The organism is Escherichia sp. MOD1-EC6842, assembly GCF_002965705.1.
In the GTDB taxonomy this organism is placed as follows: Bacteria; Pseudomonadota; Gammaproteobacteria; order Enterobacterales; family Enterobacteriaceae; genus Escherichia; species Escherichia ruysiae.
The window spans coordinates 434,026-457,935 of record NZ_PTRF01000001.1 but is presented as its reverse complement, the minus strand read 5'-3'; the positions used below and the strand labels follow the sequence as shown (position 1 = coordinate 457,935).

Here is a 23,910-nt window from a genome sequence, read left to right as displayed (position 1 = left end):
ATTAATAATAAAGGAGAGTAGCAATGTCATTTGAATTACCTGCACTACCATATGCTAAAGATGCTCTGGCACCGCACATTTCTGCGGAAACTATCGAGTATCACTACGGCAAACATCATCAGACTTATGTCACTAACCTGAACAACCTGATCAAAGGTACTGCGTTTGAAGGTAAATCACTGGAAGAGATTATTCGCAGCTCTGAAGGTGGTGTATTCAATAACGCCGCTCAGGTCTGGAACCACACTTTCTACTGGAACTGCCTGGCGCCAAACGCGGGTGGCGAACCGACGGGTGAACTGGCTGAAGCTATCGCCGCTTCTTTTGGCAGCTTTGCCGATTTCAAAGCTCAGTTTACTGATGCTGCGATCAAAAACTTTGGTTCTGGCTGGACCTGGCTGGTGAAAAACAGCGATGGCAAACTGGCTATCGTTTCCACTTCTAACGCAGGTACTCCGCTGACCACCGATGCGACTCCACTGCTGACCGTTGATGTCTGGGAACACGCTTATTACATCGACTATCGCAATGCACGTCCGGGTTATCTGGAGCACTTCTGGGCGCTGGTAAACTGGGAATTCGTAGCGAAAAATCTCGCCGCATAATCACTGATGGCAAATGCAGCATTGCCTGATGCGCTACGCTTATCAGGCCTACGCGGATGAGGCATTAACACCACATCCGGCAAGATAAATCGCACTTTGCCTGCAAACTGTAACGCAGAAGGTTATCCTTCTGCGTTTTTGTTTATTAGCTGTTGGCAACGCAAACTGCTTCAGGTTGTTTTCTGGCTGACATAAATACCAGCAACAATGCCAGCCCCGCGACAATCGCCCCCATCACCGGCACAAAACTGTATCCCAGACCACCGGAAATCACTGCACCACCGGCTGCGGCACCCAGCGCATTTCCAAGGTTAAAGGCACCAATATTTACTGATGAAGACAAACCCGGCGCTTCGCTGGCAACGCGCATTACACGCATCTGCAACGGTGGTACAACCGCAAAGGTTGCAGCGCCCCACACCACCATGCTAATAGCCGCGCCAAACTCATTTCGCGCCAGGAACGGGATCGCGAGCATAATCACCATCAGCAGCAGCAAAAAGCCTTTCAACGTGCCGTTAACTGAACGATCTGCAAGTTTGCCGCCGAGAAAGTTACCGATAGAGAATCCGACACCAATCAGCACCAGCATTGCCGTGACGAACACCGGCGTTGCGTGAGTGATACTTTGCAGTACCGGAGAAATATAGGTGTAGAGGGTGAACATTGCGCCAGCGCCCAGCACCGTCGTCAGCAATGCAGACAGCACCTGTGGACGCAACAGTACCGCCAGCTCTTTTTTCACGTCAGGCCGCGCCCCTGCGCCACCTTTAGGTAAAGAGAAGAACAGGCTCACCATTGAAATCACACCCAGCCCCGCCGTTGCCAGAAATGACATACGCCAGCCAATAGTTTCCCCAAGCCAGGTTGCCGCCGGAACGCCACCGATATTCGCCAGTGTTAAGCCCATAAACATAGTTGCAACTGCGCTGGCCTGTTTATGTTTTGGCACCACGCTTGCTGCCACGACAGACCCCAGACCAAAAAACGCCCCGTGATTCAGGCTGGTTAAAATGCGTGAAAGCATCAGCGTCATATAGTCCGGTGCGATGGCAGAAAGTACGTTACCGAGCGTGAAAATCGCCATCAGGAAAATCAGCGCACTACGGCGGGCACGATGAGAAAGCAGAAGCGTCATCAATGGCGCGCCAACCATCACGCCAACCGCATAGGCGCTGATTAACATTCCGGCAGCGGGAATCGAGACATCCACACCACGCGCAATAACGGGCAACAAGCCCATTGGCGAGAATTCCGTTGTCCCGATACCAAATGCGCCAATTGCCAGTGCCAGCAACGGATAGTTAATTTTCATGCCTAATCTCCACCTCTTCGCGTCATCACGCGATGTTCATCAAAGTGGCGAAAGCATGACATCAATCACAAAAGAATGAAAATAACAAAAAGAGAAAACACTTTTGCCATTTTGCTAACAAAGAGGAAGGAGATGTGAGGGAGAACGCGCTCCCTCGAGGGGAAATCAGTGCAGTGCGGCAGTCAAACCCACGGCCACGATCAAACCAAGAACGATAATGGTTGTTACCAGTGAAAATTTAAGGTCGGTGCTCATCAAGTTTTCTCCTTTTTATTACCCCACAAAAAGTGATATTACGCATTTTTACATACTGTGATGAAAAAATCTCCCGTCATTTATAATGATAAGTGTTTTTACTACTTCCCCTTTTCATCAAGATCGGCCAAAATTCCACGCTTACATTATTTGCGTACTGGCCATTGACCCCTTCCTGACGCTCTGTGTCATTTTCCCGGCGTACCGCAACACTTTTGTTGTGCGTAAGGTGTGTAAAGGCAAACGTTTACCTTGCGATTTTGCAGGAGCTGAAGTTAGGGTCTGGAGTGAAATGGAATGGCAACAATAAAAGATGTAGCGAAACGAGCAAACGTTTCCACTACAACTGTGTCACACGTAATCAACAAAACACGTTTCGTCGCTGAAGAAACGCGCAATGCTGTGTGGGCAGCGATCAAAGAATTACACTACTCCCCTAGCGCGGTGGCGCGTAGCCTGAAGGTCAACCACACCAAGTCTATCGGTTTGCTGGCGACCAGCAGCGAAGCGGCCTATTTCGCCGAGATCATTGAAGCGGTAGAAAAAAATTGCTTCCAGAAAGGCTACACGCTGATTCTGGGCAATGCGTGGAACAATCTTGAGAAACAGCGGGCTTATCTGTCGATGATGGCGCAAAAACGCGTCGATGGCCTGCTGGTGATGTGTTCGGAGTATCCGGAACCGTTGCTGGCGATGCTGGAAGAGTATCGCCATATCCCGATGGTGGTGATGGACTGGGGTGAAGCAAAAGCAGACTTTACCGATGCGGTTATCGATAACGCTTTTGAAGGCGGTTACATGGCCGGGCGCTATCTGATTGAACGCGGTCACCGCGAAATTGGCGTTATTCCTGGTCCTCTGGAGCGTAACACCGGTGCAGGTCGTTTGGCGGGCTTTATGAAAGCGATGGAAGAAGCCATGATCAAAGTGCCGGAAAACTGGATTGTGCAAGGTGACTTTGAGCCTGAATCAGGTTATCGCGCCATGCAGCAAATCCTGTCGCAACCGCACAGACCTACCGCAGTGTTCTGTGGCGGCGATATTATGGCGATGGGCGCGCTCTGTGCCGCTGATGAAATGGGGCTGCGCGTCCCGCAGGATGTTTCGCTGATCGGTTATGATAACGTGCGCAATGCTCGCTACTTTACCCCGGCACTGACCACTATCCATCAGCCAAAAGATTCGCTGGGTGAAACGGCGTTCAATATGCTGTTGGATCGTATCGTCAACAAACGCGAAGAACCGCAGTCAATTGAAGTTCATCCACGATTGATTGAACGTCGCTCCGTGGCTGATGGCCCGTTCCGCGACTATCGTCGTTAATCATCCGTTGCGGGAGTTTCTTCCGGCTCCCGCAGCCACTCCTTATTCAGCGTCTCACTATCGCCGAGATACTCAAGCAACCAGGTTAAAGCAGGCGACATATCATTCTGCTGCCAGGTCAGACAACATGCTGAATCAGGGAATGGATTTTCCAGTTCTAGAGCTACCCACTTCCCCTCATTAAGCCACGGTTTGGCGAAATGTGTCGGCACCATACCGATGCATAACCCAGCCGAAATACACGTTGCCGATGATTCCCAGTCCGGTACAACAAGGCGCTTTTGGTTATCCAGCAGCCAGGTAATACGTTTTGGTAGCGTCCGCGAGGTGTCTTCGCGCACCAGCGATGGCCAGTTGCGCAACGTATCATCGCTGAATGGCCCATTCATTGACGCAAGCGGATGATGACGGGCAACAACACAACTCCAGCTCAACATCCCCATATCACGGAAGGCGTAACGACCGCCCACCGGAATCGCTCGTGTCGCGCCAATCGCCAGTTCCACGCGCCCGTCAGAAAGCGCATCCCAGACACCATTGAATACTTCCTGAAATACCAGAAGTTCAACGTCATCAAAATGGCGATAGAAATCAACGATCATCTGCCGTGTACGTTCTGGCCTGACGATATTATCCACCGCAATGGCTAACTGACCGCGCCAGCCGTTCGCAATCTGCTGACATTGCTGGCGAGTGATCTGCATTTTTTTGACAACAGAGCGCCCTTCTTTGAGAAACCACGCCCCGGCAGCGGTCAGTTCCACATCACGATGACGCCGTTCAAAAAGCGGCACCGCCAGCCACTCTTCCAGCTGACGCACGGTATAGCTGACCGCTGAAGGAACGCGATGCAACTCCTGAGCCGCAGCACTAAAACTGCCATTACGCGCTACCGCATCAACCACTTCGAGAGAATACTCAGACCACATAGTTTGCCTGCAAAATTTTTGAAACCAGTCATCAAATATTACCGTTTCACAACAGGAATTTCACTCCCTACACTTTGCGACGGTGTTTAATTGAGAAATTTAGAGAATATACATGCAACCTGGGAAAAGATTTTTAGTCTGGCTGGCGGGTTTGAGCGTACTCGGTTTTCTGGCAACCGATATGTATCTGCCCGCTTTCGCCGCCATTCAGGCCGATTTGCAAACGCCTGCGTCTGCTGTCAGTGCCAGCCTTAGTCTGTTCCTTGCCGGTTTTGCCGCAGCCCAACTTCTGTGGGGGCCGCTCTCCGACCGTTATGGTCGTAAACCGGTGTTATTAATCGGCCTGACAATTTTTGCGTTAGGTAGTCTGGGGATGTTATGGGTGGATAACGCCATCACTCTGCTGGTATTACGGTTTGTGCAAGCGGTTGGTGTCTGTGCCGCCGCAGTTATCTGGCAGGCGTTGGTGACGGATTACTATCCTTCACAAAAAGTGAATCGTATTTTCGCCACTATCATGCCATTAGTGGGACTCTCTCCTGCCCTTGCTCCTCTTTTAGGTAGCTGGCTGCTGGTTCATTTTTCCTGGCAGGCGATTTTCGCCACCTTGTTTGCCATTACAGTGGTGCTGATTCTGCCCATTTTCTGGCTTAAACCCACGACTAAAGCACGTAACGATAGTCAGGATGGACTGACCTTTACCGATCTGCTGCGTTCAAAAACCTATCGCGGCAACGTGCTGATTTATGCGGCCTGTTCAGCCAGTTTCTTTGCCTGGCTGACCGGTTCACCGTTCATCCTTAGCGAGATGGGCTACAGCCCGGCAGTCATTGGTTTAAGTTATGTACCACAAACCATCGCGTTTCTGATTGGTGGTTATGGCTGCCGCGCAGCATTGCAGAAATGGCAAGGCAAACAATTATTACCGTGGCTGCTGGCGCTGTTTGCTGTCAGTGTCGTGGCGACCTGGGCTGCTGGCTTCATTAGCCATGTTTCGCTGGTCGAAATCCTGATCCCATTCTGTGTGATGGCTATTGCCAACGGCGCAATCTACCCGATTGTTGTCGCCCAGGCGCTGCGCCCCTTCCCACATGCGACCGGCCGCGCTGCAGCATTGCAGAACACACTGCAACTGGGACTGTGCTTCCTCGCAAGCCTTGTGGTTTCCTGGCTCATCAGCGTTAGCACACCACTGCTCACCACCACCTGCGTGATGTTATCGACCGTGGTACTGGCTTCTCTGGGTTACATAATGCAACGTTGTGAAGAACCTGGTTGCCAGAATCATGGCAATGCCGAAGTCGCTCATAGCGAATCACATTGATCTATATCGACATCTTTATACTTAGGCTGCTAACAAAATTTTGTTGTATGATTGAAATTAGCGGCCTATACTAATTTCCAGTTGTTAAGATTACGATAAATATTATGTTTTTACGGGGACAGGAGCGTTCCCGGATTGCTATGGATGGTCATTTCGGCAAGGGTTCCTCCTTTCCCTCTGTTCTACGTCGGATTATAGACTCGCGGATTTTCTGCGAGATTTCTCACAAAGCCCAAAAAGCGTCTACGCTGTTTTAAGGTTCTGATCACCGACCAGTGATGGAGAAACTATGAGTTCATCGTGTATAGAAGAAGTCAGCGTACCGGATGACAACTGGTACAGAATCGCCAACGAATTACTTAGCCGCGCAGGTATAGCCATCAACGGTTCTGCCCCGGCGGATATTCGTGTTAAAAACCCCGATTTTTTTAAACGCGTTCTGCAGGAAGGATCGTTGGGGTTAGGCGAAAGTTATATGGATGGCTGGTGGGAATGTGACCGACTGGATATGTTTTTTAGCAAAGTCTTACGCGCAGGTCTCGAAAACCAACTCCCCCATCATTTCAAAGACACTCTGCGCATCGCAGGCGCTCGTCTTTTCAATTTGCAGAGTAAAAAACGTGCCTGGATAGTCGGCAAAGAGCATTACGATCTGGGTAATGACCTGTTCAGCCGTATGCTTGATCCCTTCATGCAGTATTCCTGCGCTTACTGGAAAGATGCCGATAATCTGGAATCTGCCCAACAAGCGAAGCTTAAAATGATCTGTGAAAAATTGCAGTTGAAACCAGGGATGCGCGTACTGGATATTGGCTGCGGCTGGGGCGGACTGGCGCACTACATGGCGTCTAACTATGACGTAAGTGTGGTGGGTGTCACCATTTCTGCTGAACAGCAGAAAATGGCTCAGGATCGCTGCGAAGGTCTGGATGTCACCATATTGCTGCAAGATTACCGTGACCTGAACGATCAATTTGACCGCATTGTTTCAGTGGGAATGTTCGAACACGTCGGGCCGAAAAATTACAATACCTATTTTGAGGTGGTTGATCGCAATCTGAAACCGGAAGGTATTTTCCTGTTACATACTATCGGCTCGAAAAAAACCGATCTGAATGTTGATCCGTGGATTAATAAATATATTTTCCCGAACGGTTGCCTGCCCTCTGTGCGCCAGATCGCTCAATCCAGCGAACCACACTTTGTGATGGAAGACTGGCATAACTTTGGCGCCGATTACGATACCACGCTGATGGCCTGGTATGAACGATTCCTCGCCGCATGGCCGGAAATTGCGGATAATTACAGTGAACGCTTTAAACGGATGTTTACCTATTATCTGAATGCTTGCGCTGGTGCTTTCCGCGCCCGTGATATTCAACTCTGGCAAGTGGTGTTCTCTCGAGGAGTCGAAAACGGTCTTCGGGTTGCACGCTAAATGTTATTCTATCGCCCCCGTTTGGGGGCGATATCATATTTCAGTCCGTTATTGATTCAACGCCTTTTCCCGCATCGCCAGCACACGTTCTACCGTATCTACCACTGCCTGAGTTTGTGGATCGATTTCAATATTGACGCGTGCACCGAGTTTTTTCTTACCGAGAGTGGTACGTTCCAGCGTTTCTGGAATTAAATGCACGCAGAAACGTGTTGACGTTACTTCGCCGACGGTCAGGCTAATACCGTCGATTCCGATAAATCCTTTGTACAGGATATATTTCATCAACTGACTATCCTGCACTTTAAACCAGATCTGGCGATTATTTTCAGAGGTTAATATTTTCGCTACTTCAGCGGTGGTCATAATATGACCCGACATTAAATGCCCGCCAATTTCATCACTGAATTTAGCCGCACGCTCTACGTTTACCCAATCCCCAACCTGTAAATCGCCAAGATTAGTAATGCGTAACGTCTCTTTCATCAGATCAAAACTGATATGGTTACCGTTGATTTCCGTCACGGTCAGGCAACAACCGTTGTGTGCCACAGACGCACCGGTCTCCAGACCATCCAGCATATAGTCAGGTAACTCAACCACATGAGTACGAAAATTTGGTTTCTCGTCAATCGACACCAGTTTTGCAGTGCCCTGCACTATCCCCGTAAACATACTTACAACTCCTGAAATCAGTTAAGGCATTCTGTTCAGCACAATAGCAGGTGGGAAACACCCTTACCAGTAAAGGGGGCTGAATGGTTATTTTTTCACTGGAGAATTAATAAATCCTCGCTACAATAGACTGAATTTCCCCTGCTTCTTCTTTTTGCTGCCCATTCAGGCGGCTTTTTAGTCTCTCATATAACAACAATATAAAAGGTGTTCACGTGCAGAAGTATATCAGTGAAGCGCGTCTGTTATTAGCATTAGCAATCCCGGTGATTCTCGCGCAAATCGCCCAAACAGCGATGGGTTTTGTCGATACTGTCATGGCGGGCGGCTATAGCGCCACCGACATGGCGGCGGTCGCCATTGGTACATCTATCTGGCTCCCGGCTATTCTTTTCGGTCACGGACTGCTGCTTGCGTTGACGCCAGTGATCGCGCAATTGAATGGTTCTGGTCGCCGTGAACGCATAGCGCATCAGGTACGACAAGGTTTCTGGCTAGCCGGCTTTGTCTCGGTGCTCATTATGGTGGTTCTGTGGAATGCGGGTTATATCATCCGCTCCATGCAAAATATCGATCCGGCGCTCGCCGATAAAGCGGTAGGTTACCTGCGTGCACTGCTGTGGGGTGCTCCGGGCTATCTGTTCTTTCAGGTCGCGCGTAACCAGTGTGAAGGGCTGGCAAAAACCAAACCTGGGATGGTGATGGGTTTTATTGGCCTGCTGGTGAACATTCCGGTTAACTATATCTTTATTTATGGTCATTTCGGAATGCCTGAACTCGGTGGCGTCGGTTGTGGTGTAGCGACGGCGGCTGTGTATTGGGTGATGTTCCTCGCCATGGTTTCTTATATTAAACATGCCCGTTCCATGCGCGATATCCGCAACGAAAAAGGCACCGCGAAACCCGATTCCGCCGCATTGAAACGACTGGTGCAGCTTGGTCTACCTATCGCGCTGGCGTTGTTCTTTGAAGTGACACTGTTTGCTGTAGTGGCGCTGTTGGTATCTCCGCTCGGTATTATCGATGTGGCAGGCCACCAGATTGCACTGAACTTTAGTTCACTGATGTTCGTGCTTCCAATGTCGCTGGCCGCAGCGGTAACCATCCGTGTAGGTTATCGTCTGGGCCAGGGTTCAACGCTGGATGCACAAACAGCCGCGCGGACAGGACTTATGGTTGGCGTTTGTATGGCGACTCTGACCGCAATTTTCACGGTTTCACTGCGGGAACAGATTGCCCTGCTGTATAACGATAATCCAGAGGTCGTAACGCTGGCGGCACATTTAATGTTGCTGGCGGCGGTGTATCAGATTTCTGATTCCATACAGGTTATCGGCAGTGGGATTTTGCGTGGTTATAAAGATACGCGGTCGATTTTTTATATTACCTTTACGGCGTATTGGGTATTAGGCTTGCCGAGCGGCTACATTCTGGCGCTGACCGATCTGGTGGTTGAGCCAATGGGGCCAGCAGGTTTCTGGATCGGCTTTATTATTGGCCTGACTTCTGCCGCTATTATGATGATGCTGCGTATGCGTTTCCTGCAACGTCTGCCATCAGCCATCATTCTGCAACGCGCAGCTCGCTAAAAAACAAGGCGCAACCTTCACAGATTGCGCCTTCGTTTTTATTCGGGCTGGAGCGTTGCGCCAATCCTGTCTTCGTCAGGTTGCAGTTTAAGCGCACTGCAAATTGGTTGCCGACTGGCATCCGTTATCTCAACGAGGATATTGCCACTAACTTCCCCTTTCACATTGATGAAGTCAGGTGAAATTTCTTTCGCGCTGGTTTGCAGGCAAATCGTTCCCTCTCCGTGCAGGCGTTTCACTTTCAGTTGCACATGTGTTGCCGCAGAAGTGATCAGCCACACTTTTCCGCCATCGAGATTGACGTTGCCAACATTTAAAGTGACGTTGTCACCTTTTACCGTACTGCCATCGAGAATCAACACGCCACCCTGCTGTACCGTAACCGTTGATTGTTGCAGATCTGCACCATAGCCAATAATCATTGAAGCACCGTCCAGAACGGCAACACTCCCGGTCAGTTCAACCGGTGCTCGATCTTCTTCTACAACAAAATTTTCGTCCGCGCTGGTGGGTGACATCAGGATCACCGTCCCACCTTGTATGACCGCGTTTTCCAGCGTACCAGCATGCACTTCAGCCCGACCACCAGCATTAACGGCCAGGTTTTGCGTCTTACCGGAACTATAAAGCTGAAGGCCATCCGTCCCCAGACGGTAAATGGCTCCATTTTCAACAATGGTATTATCGTCTTCACCACCGAGATTATTCATGGTGCCACCAGCAAGCAACGTATCACTGGCTTTCCCCGCCAGCATAAAGACACCGCCCTGATTAATCTCACAATTGCCGGCTTCCCCCCCCGGATACACCAACAATTCACCGCCATCATCCACTATTGCTGATGAAGCCGTCCCGTTGACCAATAAACCACCAGCCTGATCGAGAATAATTTTTTCTGCCCGATGACCTTCCAGTACGCGCAAATTTCCGCCATTCTCCAGCAACAAACCGCAGGCATAGCCCTTATCAACGCTAAATTCACCTTCGGGATGGCGACCATTAACAGTAGCGAGCGTTGAGAGGCTAATTGCTCCACCGTCAGATTGAACAATATCTGTGGCAATTGCACCGTCACTGACCGATAGCGTGCCATTGTTGCCATATTGTGTGCCTTTGGCGATCCCACCCGTTTCCACTTTCAGCCAACCCGCATCTGTCACTACGGTGTTTTCTGCTCTTCCGCCTGTCTCAACGAGCAACTCACCGTCAGTAAGTTGAGTCGCGCCAATGACCTCGCCGGTCTTAACAATTTGCACTTTCCCGTCGCTCATCAAGTTTTTTGCATCAGATCCCATGATTTATTCCTTTGCTGCATCTGTGTGCCCTTATCGCTACCTAAGTGTAAAGGCTACGGAGGATTTATCCACGATAGAATTGATTTGCTGGCAAACGACTCGGTTTATATCCTGATGCGCGAGATAGTGGGTTGTGTCAGATGTAAATGCGATCCTGAATAAAAATCGCCCTTGCAAATCAACAAAATATAGCCAATTTGCTTAAAAGCTCTGCAAACGGTCGAAATACCGCAGAAAATTACGTTTTGCCTCTTGCCACCTTCCCACTCTGCCGCTAATATTCGTCCCCGTTGTCACCTACAACGTTGCGTTCATAGCTCAGTTGGTTAGAGCACCACCTTGACATGGTGGGGGTCGTTGGTTCGAGTCCAATTGAACGCACCATCCTGCGTCCGTAGCTCAGTTGGTTAGAGCACCACCTTGACATGGTGGGGGTCGGTGGTTCGAGTCCACTCGGACGCACCAGATTTCTTAATCTGGTCTTCTCCCTTTTCCCTCTGTTTCTTCTCTGTATCCAATACGTTAAAAGATTTACACTGTCTTCGTATGCATTATCAGAAGGAGAATCGCTATGGCAACTTTGTTACAACTTCATTTTGCTTTTAATGGCCCATTTGGCGACGCAATGGCTGAGCAGCTTAAACCGCTTGCCGAGTCGATTAATCAGGAACCTGGTTTTCTGTGGAAGGTATGGACGGAAAGTGAAAAGAACCGCGAAGCCGGTGGGATCTACCTTTTCACTGATGAAAAAAGCGCCCTTGCCTATCTGGATAAACATACTGCCCGTCTGAAGAACCTCGGCGTTGCAGAAGTTATCGCCAAAGTTTTCGATGTCAATGAGCCACTGAGTCAAATCAATCAAGCAAAACTCGCCTGACAAGTCTCCATGAAGGGCGGTTAGCGCCCTTTTCATCTCTGTCTGAAATTTCCCAAATTCTAAAAATATCAACCAAACTTATCTGATAACACTAAATTCAAAAGAATACATTCAGGTAAGTAACAATGAAAAAAATTGCCATTGTGGGTGCCGGACCAACAGGGATCTACACTCTCTTCTCGCTTTTACAGCAACCAACGCCGCTTTCTATTTCCATCTTCGAACAGGCTGACGAGGCCGGTGTCGGAATGCCGTACAACGACGAAGAAAACTCTAAATTAATGCTGGCAAATATTGCCAGCATTGAAATACCGCCGATTTATTGTACGTATCTCGAATGGCTACAAAAGCAAGATGCCAGCCATCTACAACGTTACGGCGTTAAAAAAGAAACCTTGCACGATCGTCAGTTTTTACCGCGTATTTTGCTGGGAGAATATTTCCGCGATCGATTTTTACGATTAGTAGATCAGGCGCGACAGCAAAAATTTGAAGTGGCTATTTATGAATCATGCCAGGTTACCGATCTGCAAATTACAGACGCTGGCGTCATGCTCGCTACAAATCAGGATTTACACACAGAGACGTTTGATTTAGCGGTAATAGCCACCGGTCACGTCTGGCCTGATGAAGAAGAAGCAACCCGAACGTATTTTCCCAGCCCGTGGTCGGGTCTGATGGAAGCAAAGATCGATGCCTGTAACGTGGGCATTATGGGAACATCCTTGAGCGGACTGGATGCGGCAATGGCAGTGGCTATTCAGCATGGTTCGTTTATTGAAGAAGATAAACAACGAGTTATCTTTCAACGTGATAGCAACAGTGAAAATCTGCACATTACGTTGATGTCGCGCACGGGCATTTTACCGGAAGCCGATTTCTATTGCCCCATCCCCTACGAACCGTTACGCATCGTCACAGAACAGGCCTTAAATACAGAAATAGAAAAAGGTGCAGAAGGCCTGTTGGATCGGGTATTCAAATTGATACAGCAAGAAATTAATTCTGCCGATCCAGACTGGAGCCAACGCATAGCGTTAGAGCGCCTCAATGTCGATACCTTTGCGCAAACCTGGTTTGCCGAGCGTAAACAGCATGACCCTTTTGGCTGGGCGGAAGAAAACTTAGCCGAAGTCGAGCAACATAAACGGCAAAAACATACCGTCCCCTGGCGTTATGTCATTCTGCGTTTGCATGAAGCTGTACAGGAAATTGTGCCGCATCTGAATGAACACGACCATAAGCGATTCAGTAAAGGTCTTGCCAGAGTCTTTATCGATAATTATGCGGCAATCCCTTCAGAATCTATAAGACGATTACTGGCCTTACGCGAAGCGGGGATCATTCATATTCTCGCCCTCGGTGAGGACTACAAGATGGAAAACAACGAAACGCGCACAATTCTGAAAACAGCGGATAACAGCTACTCGTTTGATGTTTTTATTGATGCCCGAGGTCAACGTCCACTCAAAGTGAAAGAGATTCCTTTCCCTGGGCTACGCGAACAATTGCAGAAAACAGGCGAGGAAATCCCTGATGTTGGTGAAGATTATACGCTACAGCAACCTGAAGAAGTTCGTGGTCGCGTGGCGTTCGGTGCTTTACCCTGGCTGATGCACAACCGGCCTTTCGTCCAGGGACTTACGGCTTGTGCAGAAATTGGCGAGGCTATGGCGCAGGCCATTGTAAAACCTGCATCCCGTGCACGTCGGCGTCTTTCGGTTGATTAATCAGCACTCAACAAACTGATGCTGTGCATTGAGACGATAGCGGACTCCGGCACGGATATTGTTTTCACCTTCAATGGCGACGGCGAAGCGCACTCTTTCGCCATCATGATATGCCAGTGCGGCGCTGCCACCAGGCCCGAGGACAATCGAGTCAACCACGCCCGTACTGACTACTGTTGAGTTAGCACCGCTGGCAATGATGTGAACATTATCACCGCTGTTAGCAATTTTCGCGTTTGCGCCAAAGCTGGCAATTTGTACCAGATCGCCATTACTGGCGACATGACACCTTTCACCTGGAGTACAGACGCGTACTCTCATCCCGGCATTTGCAATACGACTACCATCTCCGGCACTGCTGATTCGAGTCGAGTTACCCGCCACTGCCACGCGGGCACGCTCGCCTGAGCTGCCAATATGGCTGTTAAAACCCACACTAGCCATCCGTACGCTGTAGCCCGTGCTGGCAATTTGCGCCGCATAACCTGCTGTAACTATTCTGGCGTTATCGTCGCAACACCCGACGCGTGCGTTATCCTCGGCACTGGAGAACTGGCGGCAAAATGTCGGTTCCTCTGGTTCTGTGACCAGTTTTTGCATAGAAAAAACTTCCTGGCGGGCAAAGTTTTCGTCTGTCAGCCATTTGTTCCATGCATACTCAACCAGACTATCTGCCCAATCCGTATACCCTTCGTCGATCAGCGCATGGTGAACATCGGCATAGCTGCCGTCCTGCGGAAAATGGCGCAAAAACCAGCGGTATATGACCGCTCCTACACGCCACTCTCGCAGGTTCTCTCGCGTAATGATCATACGTTAATGTCGGTGATAGCCATCGATCATACATTTAAAGGTTTCGTGCGGAGTACGCCCCGTGGTGCAAAGATAAAGATGACCGAAGATAAAAAAGAGGCTTATAAATGCCAGAGCAAAATGCGCCTGCAATAACCAGTATCTTACGCCAGGAAACACATCTCCCACGGCTTGCGGATAGAGACACAGCAGCCCCGTCAATAGTAACAACGGCAGCAATCCATACATGACACCAACATAGGCGACCTGCTGTAAGGGATTAAATTTAGACTGTGTTGTTGCCGGGAAAGGATGTTCTTCCCCCTGCATAATACCAAACAAATAAAATCGCGTTTGTTTTGCCGCTCGCTCCAGCCAACCCTGACGACGAATGCGATAGTGGTGACCATTACCCCCAACGGCATTGATCAGAACAAAGCCGAGCCAGCATGCGAGTAACAAAAATCCGCAAACTTCATGCACCGCAACCAGACTTTTAACCGCAGTTGCGCCCACCAGCGCAAAGTGATTTATCAGCCCACTTGCCAGCAACAATACAAAGAGTAACGCATTCGACCAGTGCCATAATCTGACCGCTTTGCTGTAAAGATAAATCTTCTCACCATAATCAGTGACTGATTTCTTCACGCCACGAGCACGAAGCAAGGCATGCAGCCCCAGCACCAACCACATCCCAACCAGCAATACTCCGGCAATGATCAACCACACGGGCCAAAATTCCGGAGTGAACTGTGGCACATAGTTCGTCAACTGGCTCTGAAACTGTTCAGCATGTTGCGACGGGTTCATACATTTTCCTTTTTAATCAAATGTTGACCGAACCGGCGATACAGATGCGGTTTCCCGGCACCTGGTAGCTGATATTGATAGTATTTATTTTCCTGCAACCACGCCTGAATTTCTGGACTATCTTCGCGACCAAAGATCAATGCGTGCTCCGGGCAGGCGCTGACGCAAATGGGCGGAAAGCCTTTTGCCAGTCGGGACTCAGCGCAGAAATCACATTTATCTGCCACTTTAGTGACAGGGTTAAGGTAGCGAACCTGGTACGGACAAGCGCCAATGCAATAACTGCAGCCAATGCACTGCGATTTTTCTACCCGCACGATCCCCTGCTCATCACGCCACGATGCCCCCGTCGGGCAAACGTCGATGCACGGAGCATCTTCGCAGTGCTGACATGACTGGCGAAAAAAGTGATACTGCGTTTCGTTGTCGTTATCGGTGACTGGAATATGTGCTATCGATAAACGGCTTCCCTGAGCGGGGACGTGGTTAGTTTTACGGCATGCGCGGGCGCAAATATTACAGCCATTGCACCGTGACTCGTCATGAATCATGGCATACCGAACTTCCTTTTCTTGCCTCGTGTTCGCTAACAGAGAAGACGCAGAACCAGTAAAAAAGATTACTGTTCCCATCCCCAGAACAAATTTGCGTCGAGTGAAGGACATCTGATTATCCCCTAATGCAGTGGCTGCAACTGTCCACCCTATCCATGACATCTCCCTGAAATTTCAGGGGTTCTGAAACTGCTCTACCTCGAACCATTCGCATAAGCCATACGCCTTGCCATAGGTCATAAATCGCTCGCTAAACAAGTACAACACCGCCGTCGATGACTCCACCTGCCGTATATCAGCATATTCAGGTGCAATATCCATCGCGGCGATCGCGGCTTCGATCTGCGCTTCCTGGAAGTAATATGGCGCTTGCATCAGCATGGCGACTTTGTAAGGACGAGGATACGTCTGGCACTCAAAACGAACGGCGTGTGCAATGGCGCGACAAATGTCCTGCTCCACAACTTGCAAAGACATCGCCGCGTAGTTTTCACTCATGGCCTGCGTTGAGTAATAGTAATCATCCTGGCTTCCCGTCATACACGCGATATCCGCGTAGTCTCCGTTCTGCTTAATGTTTTCCAGCAAAACTGACAGTTCCTCTTCTGCAACCGAATAGGGCGGCGAGAGAAACACGGCGCGCGCCACCAGCTGCCCAGCCGCAGAATGCTGGCGAATGAACTCTGCCAGGATTTCAGCAGGTTCTTGTTCTGTGATGTCTTCACTTACCGTATCAACGGGGTGACGCATCCCCTGCAACCATTGCCGCTTCGCCTCATCAACTTCGCTGATGCCGGGTAGAGGCAGCTCATCCTGATGGCTCATCTCACCTATTCCTTACGCCGGAAGCAGATTGTGTGCAGCCAGATCGGTGGCAATATCTTCCAACCCCAGACGCTGCAACGTTTCACGTGTCGGACAACCGAGTTGTGGATCCCAGCCCATTTCCTTGTAGAACATCGTGAGAGACGCGTACATATCGTCGCGATCCATTTTGTCAGTTCCTTCGGTAAAGACCGGGATCTGCGGATCCTTGTCGAATACCCAGGAGCAAATAAGATCGTGCTCATTACGCATATCTTTGGTTTGCATCAGTTTTACCGTGTAAGCACGATGCAGTGTAAAGATACGTTCAGCGGCTAAATCTAATTTTTCCTGGGTCATCTCTTCACCGGTGATCGCTTTGAAGAATTTGGCTTCTAAAGCAAGGTCACCACGGTAATTACGGCTCTTCAGCGGCGAAACGGTCATTGGCCAGACCCAGTTGCACAGGGTGACGGCGTTATGCAAACAGACCCGCAACAGTGACCATTTGGCATATTTAATTTTTGCGTCATTGATCGGCGTGTAGTTTTTGGTTTCGTCGTAAGCATCTTCAGAGCCAAAAAGCTCTTTCGCCACTTCACGCTGCAATTTCAACGGCAGACCGGAACCAATAAAGTTAATGTGGGTGTGCGTCATGCAATCGCGGTTGAACATGCAGTTAACAATGGAACCAACTTGCGCCGAGGCTTCATTAGCATGGTGAACCGGATAGCCAAATGGTGACCAGAGTTTATTTTTCGCGTAACCCCAATACTCTTCGCCCAAATTCCAGCGTTCCGCAATGGCATATGAGCCATCAGCCAGGTGGCTCAACTCACCCACGCGATGCGCCAGACGGTAGTAAAAATCTTTGATGAAGTTAACGTCACCCGCTTCCAGCTGATCCCAGCGAATTTCCGCATACTCTTCAGCAGGCAGAACGCGTTTGAACACGCCTTTGCTGTAGCAATACGAAAAATCTCGATGTAGCTGCCCGTAGTTACACCACAGACCATAGTCATCAAACAGATTCAGACCAACCAGATTACCAATGACACGACCATCGTCTTTATCTTCAAAATCTTTCGGCCCGTTCGGGAAGATGGTGGTATGGACAAAGTTTGCTACACAAGTGTTACCGCCGGTGCTGGGCACGCCGAACTCTTTGACCCGAGGAATGTTCATCTGGGTCATACAACGAATTGGGCAAGAGTGGCAGCCGCTCATTTTTACCGTGTATTTCTCTGCCGCCGGACCTAAGTCAAAAACGGATTTATAGGTGCGAAAACCGACCGTGTTCTGATTTCCCGGCGGGATCTCTCCTGTTTCAATCGGGCCGCCTTCCGCCGCTCCCCAGAACAAACCTTTACGCGCCGTCCAGCGAGACTTGGGATCGGAGTACTCCGCCCACGATTGCGGTGTACTTGGCACCACATGGTTGTTATTAGCCCCGATAAGTTCGGTCATCATGTAGTCATTGAGACGTTTCATTTCCTGACGATCGGCAATGTTGACCCCCTTAGTCCCTTCAACTGCGATCGCCTTGAGGTTTTTCGACCCCATTATTGCGCCAGTTCCCGCGCCACCGCTGTGATTACGGCTATTCAACATGCCAGAGAGCGGCACAAGGTTTTCACCAGCCTGACCAATAGCTGCCACACAGGTTTCCGGGCTGGTCAAACGACAAATTTCTTCCGTCGTGGCTCGCGTCCCTTTACCCCATAGGAAATCTGCTTTTTCAAGGGTAACTTTGTCATCTTTAATATTCAGCCAAACCGGTGATTTCGCTTTCCCTTCGATAATAATGACGTCGTATCCAGCGAATTTCATTTGCGCGGCAAAAAAGCCGCCCATATGGGCATCGACGACTAAATTTCCTTTGGTAAAAGTGGAAAGTGAGGTGATATTTACGCGAGAACTACAGGGTGCACCAGAGCCAGTTAATGGCCCTGTAGCGAAGACTAATTTATTCGCTTCATCGAAAGGTTTAGTGCCAGCCGGCACTTCGTCATACATAATTTTGTAGCCGAAGCCCATGCCACCGACAAAACTTTTAAACTTACTGGAATCTTCGAGGGTAATATTTCCTGTCGTGAGATTGACTCTTAATATATTACCTGTCCAACCGTTAGCCATGATTTTTTCCTTTGCAAGATTCACACAGTAATATCTTTCCACTCGATAATTTTTAACGCCCCTGTTGGGCAGGCATTTGCGCATTCACCGCATAGCACACATTTCGAGGATTTTTTACTTTCGGTATTTACGGTAGCCATCATCCACGGACATGCTGTAGTACAGGCGCTACAACCAATACAACGTTTATGATCGACGACAATACAGCCTTCTTCCTGCTGCCAGGTAATCGCGCCAATCGGGCAAACGTTCATGCATTGCGGATCTTTGCATTGACGACAGGTGTCAGCGGTATAGTTCAGATCGCCATACAGGCCACCGCCTGACCCTATTCCATTGTCGCCAAAGAAATAATTGCGATGAATTTTGATGCGGGAGAAAAAAGTGCCCACTGAGCCATCATTGAAGTTAGTACAAGAGATTTCACAGCGATGACAGCCTGTGCATCTCGCTCGCTGAGTCACCAGCACCCCTTTTGGGGTATTTATCAACCCAACCGTGCCGCTATCAATATCTTCCTGTTTGCAACCCAAAAGTGACAGTAACGCAGGGGCAATTGTTAAACCAGCAAGGCCTTTTCCTGATATACGCAAGAATTCTAATCGCGTTAAGCCAATATCTAATAGTGGACGTCCAACCGGGTTCATTTATTTCGCATCCTCTTCGCAAACACAGTGCTGACAATTCAGCAGCCTGATATTAAGCATTCAACTAATACGCTGCTGACTCTGTCCCCAACACCAGATATTTTCCCTAACCCGATAGTGTATGAGAAAAGATTTAACGCCGATAAACTAATCCTTTATGGTTAGGAGAAAAAATAATGTGATTATTCTGAGCTCTTAACATTGATCGTTATCAATTAAAATCACAAAGTGAAAAATTAAAAGTGGACTGATATTTATTATCATCTGAAATTAATTTCATTTAAGCGACAATTATTTGTGATATTCATTCCAGAAAATAAAAATAATATTATCGTTATACACTTTAATACATATCGCAACTGATATAATTTCATCAGTTGCTATTTATGAAAATTAGCTGTGACTGCGATTGAAAGAAACGTATCAGGATGAAGCGTTGCACTTCATCCTGAACGATCATTTTACCAGCGCGTTAATGACGGTTTCCATCGCCTGTTTTTCCAGTTCACTACGTTGAATGCGTTTATTGGCTAAAGCCGTGCGTAATACGCCAGCGATGACAATATGTTTTGGTTCCTGTCCCAAATCGCGCATTTCCAGCACAACTTTACCGACTACCCTGCACATCTCGCGGTACAGTTCGTCATCTTTTGTTCGATTTCCCATTCTTTATACCTATTTATCATGCCAACTATCAGCATATATCAATCTAATCAATTAAACAAAAACCAAATAAAATCATATAAATAACGCGATAAATTATTTTGACTGTAGCGATTGAGCGATGGTGTATTTATACACCTGATGAACATACACTCCTCCCCACTCTGGCGACCTCACCTCCAGATGTTGCGCAAACAACGAAGTTTTTGCGTAATCTTTTCCCAGGAACGTTAAATCTTTGATAACAATTTATTGTCTGGCGACTTGTATATTTTTTGAAACGCTGTTTTTGTTTTCCTTTTGGATTAATTTCAGCGTATAATGCGCGCCAATTGACTCTTGAATGGTTTCAGCACTTTGGACTGTAGAACTCAACGACTCAAAAACAGGCACTCACGTTGGGCTGAGACACAAGCACACATTCCTCTGCACGCTTTTTCGATGTCACCTATCCTTAGAGCGAGGCACCATCACTTTCGTAATACCGGATTCGCTTTCCGGCAGTGCGCCCAGAAAGCAAGTTTCTCCTATCCTTCTCAACTTAAAGACTAAGACTGTCATGAAAAAGACCAAAATTGTTTGCACCATCGGACCAAAAACCGAATCTGAAGAGATGTTAGCTAAAATGCTGGACGCGGGCATGAACGTCATGCGTCTGAACTTCTCTCATGGTGACTATGCAGAACACGGTCAGCGCATTCAGAACCTGCGCAACGTGATGAGCAAAACAGGTAAAACTGCCGCTATCCTGCTCGATACCAAAGGTCCGGAAATCCGCACCATGAAACTGGAAGGCGGTAATGACGTTTCTCTGAAAGCAGGCCAGACCTTTACTTTCACCACTGACAAATCTGTTATCGGCAACAGCGAAATGGTTGCGGTAACTTATGAAGGTTTCACTTCTGACCTGTCCGTCGGCAACACCGTACTGGTTGACGATGGTCTGATCGGTATGGAAGTTACCGCCATTGAAGGTAACAAAGTTATCTGTAAGGTACTGAACAACGGTGACCTGGGCGAAAACAAAGGTGTGAACCTGCCAGGCGTTTCTATTGCCCTGCCGGCACTGGCTGAAAAAGACAAACAGGATCTCATCTTTGGTTGCGAACAAGGCGTAGACTTTGTTGCTGCTTCCTTTATCCGTAAGCGTTCTGACGTTATCGAAATCCGTGAGCACCTGAAAGCGCACGGCGGCGAAAACATCCAAATCATCTCCAAAATCGAAAACCAGGAAGGCCTCAACAACTTCGACGAAATCCTCGAAGCTTCTGACGGCATCATGGTTGCACGTGGCGACCTGGGTGTAGAAATTCCGGTTGAAGAAGTTATCTTCGCCCAGAAGATGATGATCGAAAAATGTATCCGCGCACGTAAAGTCGTTATCACTGCGACCCAGATGCTGGATTCCATGATCAAAAACCCACGTCCGACCCGCGCAGAAGCCGGTGACGTTGCGAACGCCATCCTCGACGGTACTGACGCAGTAATGTTGTCTGGTGAATCCGCAAAAGGTAAATACCCGCTGGAAGCTGTTTCTATCATGGCAACCATTTGCGAACGTACCGACCGCGTGATGAACAGCCGTCTCGAGTTCAACAACGACAACCGTAAACTGCGCATTACCGAAGCTGTTTGCCGTGGTGCGGTTGAAACTGCTGAAAAACTGGATGCTCCGCTGATCGTCGTAGCAACTCAGGGCGGTAAATCTGCTCGTGCAGTGCGTAAATACTTCCCGGATGCAACCATCCTGGCGCTGACCACTAACGAAAAAACTGCACATCAGCTGGTGCTGAGCAAAGGCGTTGTGCCGCAGCTGGTTAAAGAGATCACTTCTACTGATGATTTCTACCGCCTGGGTAAAGAACTGGCTCTGCAGAGCGGTCTGGCGCACAAAGGTGACGTTGTAGTAATGGTTTCCGGTGCACTTGTACCGAGCGGCACTACCAACACCGCATCTGTTCACGTCCTGTAATATTGCTTTTGTGAATTAATTTGTATATCCAAGCGCCCTGATGGGCGCTTTTTTTATTTAATCGATAACCAGAAGCAATAAAAAATCAAATCGGATTTCACTATATAATCTCACTTTATCTAAGATGAATCCGATGGAAGCATCCTGTTTTCTCTCAATTTTTTTATCTAAAACCCAGCGTTCGATGTTTCTTTGAGCGAACGATCAAAAATAAGTGCCTTCCCATCAAAAAAATATTCTCAACATAAAAAACTTTGTGTAATACTTGTAACGCTACATGGAGATTAACTCAATCTAGAGGGTATTAATAATGAAAGCTACTAAACTGGTACTGGGCGCGGTAATCCTGGGTTCTACTCTGCTGGCAGGTTGCTCCAGCAACGCTAAAATCGATCAGCTGTCTTCTGACGTTCAGACTCTGAACGCTAAAGTTGACCAGCTGAGCAACGACGTGAACGCAATGCGTTCCGACGTTCAGGCTGCTAAAGATGACGCAGCTCGTGCTAACCAGCGTCTGGACAACATGGCTACTAAATACCGCAAGTAATAGTACCTGTGAAGTGAAAAATGGCGCACATTGTGCGCCATTTTTTTTGCCTGCTAATTACTGCTATTGCGTCGCGCGTAACATATTTCCCTGCTCAGGCTCGCCATTTTGAGCTGACTCAACTGCGGGCGAGTTGCTGACATGTGCCGTTCCATTGCCTACCGCGACCGGATATCCCGCCCGACGATATAAAGCTTTATCCACCAGCTTCTGATCAACAGCCTGATTATCTTTGAATTGCGTAAAGCCAACAGGCAGTTTGTACGGCATCGTCTGAACGTTCTGCTGTTCCTCTGCCGACAGGGGGCGATGTACTTCCACATAACGCATTCCGTTCGGTTCTACAGAGTATTTCACCGGTTCGTTGATCACTTTCACCGGCGTCCCCGTCCGCACGCTGGAGAACAAGGCTTTAATATCCGGTGCGTTCATACGAATACAGCCCGAACTGACGCGCAAACCGACGCTGTCCGGCGCACTGGTGCCATGAATGAGATATTCGCCATTGCCGTGCGCCAGGCGCATTGCGTAGCGTCCTAGTGGGTTATTTGGCCCGGCAGGAACGACTGGCGGCAATTTTATGCCACGCTCCAGCGAACGCTGCCGAATACCAGCGGTCGGTGTCCAGGTAGGGTTAGGGATTTTCTGCCCAACCCGCGTTTCCATCACTGGCGTTTCCAGCCCCTGCAAGCCAATGCCTATCGGGTAGACCTGCACGATATTTTCTCCTGGCGGATAATAATAGAGACGCAGCTCGGCAAGGTTAACGATAATCCCCTGACGCGGCGCATCAGGTAATAACAGTTGTGAAGGAATCGTTATCGTCGTACCTGGTTTTGGCACCGGGGCGATCGTGTTATTGGCTTCCAGAATCAACATTGCCGCAGTATCAAAACGTCGGGCAATGGCCTGAAGGTTTTTATCCCCCTCTTGCACCGTATACGTTTGATTTTGCCCAACCAGTCGGCTGCCGGTTGGTGGGAGCGGATAATCTACCGCCCAGGCAGCGTGTATGGCGCTAAACGCGCCGATAAGGGTCAGTGTAAGCAGAGACGCGCGTTTCATTGTAAACCTCCTGTATTTGCCGGAGACTCACGCTAAGACGTCGGATGGTGCTTTTGCTTACCTGAAGCCGAAACACTCCTGTGCTGGTCAGAGTAAACATCGACCATCTGGCAATGTGAGTCATCCAGATGAAAGCTGTTCCTTTAGTTTAGCTAAGTGCAGCGGCTTTAGCGCGGATTGCACGAATCATCGCTTCCAGACCTTGTGAACGAGATGGGGTGAGATGCTGAGCAAGCGCCATTTTTTCAAACCACGGGCGCACGTCAAAATTAACAATATCCTGCGGCGTCATCTGGTCATAGAGAATAAAAACAACCGCAATAAGCCCTTTCACAATGGCGGCATCGCTGTCGCCCTGCAATTCAATAATTCCCTGCGCATTCTGGCGCATTACAATCCATACCTGACTCTGACAGCCCTGAATACTATTTTGCGGGTTTCTGTCTTCATCGCGTAATTCCGGCAGACGCTGACCCAGTTCAATAATGTAGAGATATTTCTCTTCCCAGTTGGCGCAGCGTAAAAAATTACGCAGCAATTTTTCTTTATCCGGCAATACAGCCAT

The 23,910-nt window shown here is 48.8% G+C and carries 24 protein-coding genes and 2 tRNA genes; 12 read left to right on the top strand and 14 right to left on the bottom strand.

Annotation, left to right across the window (positions count from 1 at the left end; all coding sequences use genetic code 11):
- The first annotated feature begins 23 nt into the window (after nt 1-23).
- Complete coding sequence (sodB, locus tag A7Z29_RS02445) at nt 24-605, top strand: superoxide dismutase [Fe] (RefSeq protein ID WP_000007278.1); 582 nt, start codon at nt 24-26, stop codon at nt 603-605.
- Between the two features lie 145 nt (nt 606-750).
- Here sodB and A7Z29_RS02440 read toward each other — a convergent pair whose 3' ends face one another.
- Together A7Z29_RS02440 and cydH are read right to left on the bottom strand one after the other, a co-directional pair.
- A complete protein-coding gene (locus A7Z29_RS02440; RefSeq protein ID WP_000701028.1) occupies nt 751-1,920 on the bottom strand; it encodes an MFS transporter in 1,170 nt (389 codons plus the stop codon).
- 165 nt (nt 1,921-2,085) lie between these two features.
- Complete coding sequence (gene cydH, locus A7Z29_RS02435; RefSeq protein WP_000102278.1) at nt 2,086-2,175, bottom strand: cytochrome bd-I accessory subunit CydH; 90 nt, start codon at nt 2,173-2,175, stop codon at nt 2,086-2,088.
- Between the two features lie 297 nt (nt 2,176-2,472).
- Here cydH and purR point away from each other — a divergent pair, with 297 nt between their 5' ends.
- Complete coding sequence (purR, locus tag A7Z29_RS02425; protein WP_000190978.1) at nt 2,473-3,498, top strand: HTH-type transcriptional repressor PurR; 1,026 nt, start codon at nt 2,473-2,475, stop codon at nt 3,496-3,498.
- Here purR and punR read toward each other — a convergent pair.
- A complete protein-coding gene (gene punR, locus A7Z29_RS02420; RefSeq protein ID WP_000269487.1) occupies nt 3,495-4,427 on the bottom strand; it encodes a DNA-binding transcriptional activator PunR in 933 nt (310 codons plus the stop codon). The two genes, purR and punR, sit on opposite strands and share 4 nt — an antisense overlap.
- A 112-nt stretch (nt 4,428-4,539) precedes the next feature.
- Between punR and punC the strand changes: the two genes are divergently transcribed.
- Together punC and cfa are read left to right on the top strand one after the other, a co-directional pair.
- The gene (punC, locus tag A7Z29_RS02415; protein WP_105289736.1) at nt 4,540-5,751 is read left to right on the top strand and encodes a purine nucleoside transporter PunC; all 1,212 of its coding nucleotides are present in this window, start codon (nt 4,540-4,542) and stop codon (nt 5,749-5,751) included.
- 289 nt (nt 5,752-6,040) lie between these two features.
- The gene (cfa, locus tag A7Z29_RS02410; protein WP_000098889.1) at nt 6,041-7,189 is read left to right on the top strand and encodes a cyclopropane fatty acyl phospholipid synthase; all 1,149 of its coding nucleotides are present in this window, start codon (nt 6,041-6,043) and stop codon (nt 7,187-7,189) included.
- Nucleotides 7,190-7,237: 48 nt separating this feature from the next.
- Here cfa and A7Z29_RS02405 read toward each other — a convergent pair whose 3' ends face one another.
- Nucleotides 7,238-7,864, bottom strand: coding sequence for a riboflavin synthase (locus A7Z29_RS02405; protein WP_000493959.1), 627 nt, complete (start codon nt 7,862-7,864; stop codon nt 7,238-7,240).
- 215 nt (nt 7,865-8,079) lie between these two features.
- On the opposite strand from A7Z29_RS02405, the gene mdtK reads away from it, so the two are divergent.
- A complete protein-coding gene (gene mdtK, locus A7Z29_RS02400; protein WP_085460687.1) occupies nt 8,080-9,453 on the top strand; it encodes a multidrug efflux MATE transporter MdtK in 1,374 nt (457 codons plus the stop codon).
- 38 nt (nt 9,454-9,491) lie between these two features.
- Here mdtK and A7Z29_RS02395 read toward each other — a convergent pair whose 3' ends face one another.
- Nucleotides 9,492-10,748: an AIDA repeat-containing protein gene (locus A7Z29_RS02395; RefSeq protein ID WP_105289735.1), complete on the bottom strand. Its 1,257-nt coding sequence runs from the start codon at nt 10,746-10,748 to the stop codon at nt 9,492-9,494.
- Nucleotides 10,749-11,055: 307 nt separating this feature from the next.
- On the opposite strand from A7Z29_RS02395, the gene A7Z29_RS02390 reads away from it, so the two are divergent.
- The 4 genes from A7Z29_RS02390 (at nt 11,056) to A7Z29_RS02375 (ending at nt 13,355) form a co-directional block, all read left to right on the top strand.
- A tRNA-Val gene (locus A7Z29_RS02390) sits at nt 11,056-11,132 on the top strand.
- A gap of 4 nt (nt 11,133-11,136) precedes the next feature.
- Nucleotides 11,137-11,213, top strand: a tRNA-Val gene (locus A7Z29_RS02385).
- A 106-nt stretch (nt 11,214-11,319) separates the two neighbouring features.
- Nucleotides 11,320-11,625 (top strand): monooxygenase, encoded by a 306-nt coding sequence (locus A7Z29_RS02380; RefSeq protein ID WP_085460685.1) that lies wholly within the window; start codon nt 11,320-11,322, stop codon nt 11,623-11,625.
- Between the two features lie 125 nt (nt 11,626-11,750).
- Nucleotides 11,751-13,355 (top strand): FAD-NAD(P)-binding protein, encoded by a 1,605-nt coding sequence (locus tag A7Z29_RS02375; protein ID WP_105289734.1) that lies wholly within the window; start codon nt 11,751-11,753, stop codon nt 13,353-13,355.
- Here A7Z29_RS02375 and ydhT read toward each other — a convergent pair whose 3' ends face one another.
- The 7 genes from ydhT to fumD all read right to left on the bottom strand — a co-directional run bounded on the left by ydhT (nt 13,356) and on the right by fumD (nt 19,764).
- Nucleotides 13,356-14,168, bottom strand: a complete 813-nt coding sequence (gene ydhT, locus A7Z29_RS02370; RefSeq protein ID WP_105289733.1) for a protein YdhT — start codon at nt 14,166-14,168, stop codon at nt 13,356-13,358.
- A 3-nt stretch (nt 14,169-14,171) separates the two neighbouring features.
- Nucleotides 14,172-14,957 carry a thiosulfate reductase cytochrome B subunit gene (gene phsC, locus A7Z29_RS02365; RefSeq protein ID WP_105289732.1) on the bottom strand — a complete coding sequence of 262 codons (786 nt, stop codon included), beginning with the start codon at nt 14,955-14,957 and terminating at the stop codon, nt 14,172-14,174.
- The gene (locus A7Z29_RS02360) at nt 14,954-15,622 is read right to left on the bottom strand and encodes a 4Fe-4S dicluster domain-containing protein (RefSeq protein WP_001602609.1); all 669 of its coding nucleotides are present in this window, start codon (nt 15,620-15,622) and stop codon (nt 14,954-14,956) included. The genes phsC and A7Z29_RS02360 overlap by 4 nt, the downstream gene beginning before the upstream one ends.
- 63 nt (nt 15,623-15,685) lie before the next feature.
- Nucleotides 15,686-16,336: a YdhW family putative oxidoreductase system protein gene (locus A7Z29_RS02355; protein ID WP_123058396.1), complete on the bottom strand. Its 651-nt coding sequence runs from the start codon at nt 16,334-16,336 to the stop codon at nt 15,686-15,688.
- A 12-nt stretch (nt 16,337-16,348) separates the two neighbouring features.
- Nucleotides 16,349-18,451 carry an aldehyde ferredoxin oxidoreductase gene (locus tag A7Z29_RS02350; protein ID WP_001273487.1) on the bottom strand — a complete coding sequence of 701 codons (2,103 nt, stop codon included), beginning with the start codon at nt 18,449-18,451 and terminating at the stop codon, nt 16,349-16,351.
- 20 nt (nt 18,452-18,471) lie between these two features.
- Nucleotides 18,472-19,098, bottom strand: a complete 627-nt coding sequence (locus tag A7Z29_RS02345) for a ferredoxin-like protein (RefSeq protein ID WP_001070270.1) — start codon at nt 19,096-19,098, stop codon at nt 18,472-18,474.
- 456 nt (nt 19,099-19,554) lie between these two features.
- Nucleotides 19,555-19,764 carry a fumarate hydratase FumD gene (gene fumD / locus A7Z29_RS02340; RefSeq protein WP_000528337.1) on the bottom strand — a complete coding sequence of 70 codons (210 nt, stop codon included), beginning with the start codon at nt 19,762-19,764 and terminating at the stop codon, nt 19,555-19,557.
- Between the two features lie 354 nt (nt 19,765-20,118).
- Here fumD and ynhH point away from each other — a divergent pair, with 354 nt between their 5' ends.
- From ynhH to lpp, 3 genes are all read left to right on the top strand, one after another.
- A complete protein-coding gene (gene ynhH, locus A7Z29_RS23565) occupies nt 20,119-20,313 on the top strand; it encodes a protein YnhH (RefSeq protein WP_242664678.1) in 195 nt (64 codons plus the stop codon).
- 7 nt (nt 20,314-20,320) lie between these two features.
- The gene (gene pykF / locus A7Z29_RS02335) at nt 20,321-21,733 is read left to right on the top strand and encodes a pyruvate kinase PykF (protein WP_010346010.1); all 1,413 of its coding nucleotides are present in this window, start codon (nt 20,321-20,323) and stop codon (nt 21,731-21,733) included.
- Nucleotides 21,734-22,043: 310 nt separating this feature from the next.
- Complete coding sequence (lpp, locus tag A7Z29_RS02330) at nt 22,044-22,280, top strand: murein lipoprotein Lpp (RefSeq protein ID WP_000648420.1); 237 nt, start codon at nt 22,044-22,046, stop codon at nt 22,278-22,280.
- Nucleotides 22,281-22,343: 63 nt separating this feature from the next.
- Here the strand turns inward: lpp and ldtE are convergent, their stop codons facing one another.
- Nucleotides 22,344-23,345: a L,D-transpeptidase LdtE gene (gene ldtE, locus A7Z29_RS02325; RefSeq protein ID WP_105289730.1), complete on the bottom strand. Its 1,002-nt coding sequence runs from the start codon at nt 23,343-23,345 to the stop codon at nt 22,344-22,346.
- A 148-nt stretch (nt 23,346-23,493) separates the two neighbouring features.
- Nucleotides 23,494-23,910: a cysteine desulfuration protein SufE gene (sufE, locus tag A7Z29_RS02320; RefSeq protein ID WP_000279732.1), complete on the bottom strand. Its 417-nt coding sequence runs from the start codon at nt 23,908-23,910 to the stop codon at nt 23,494-23,496.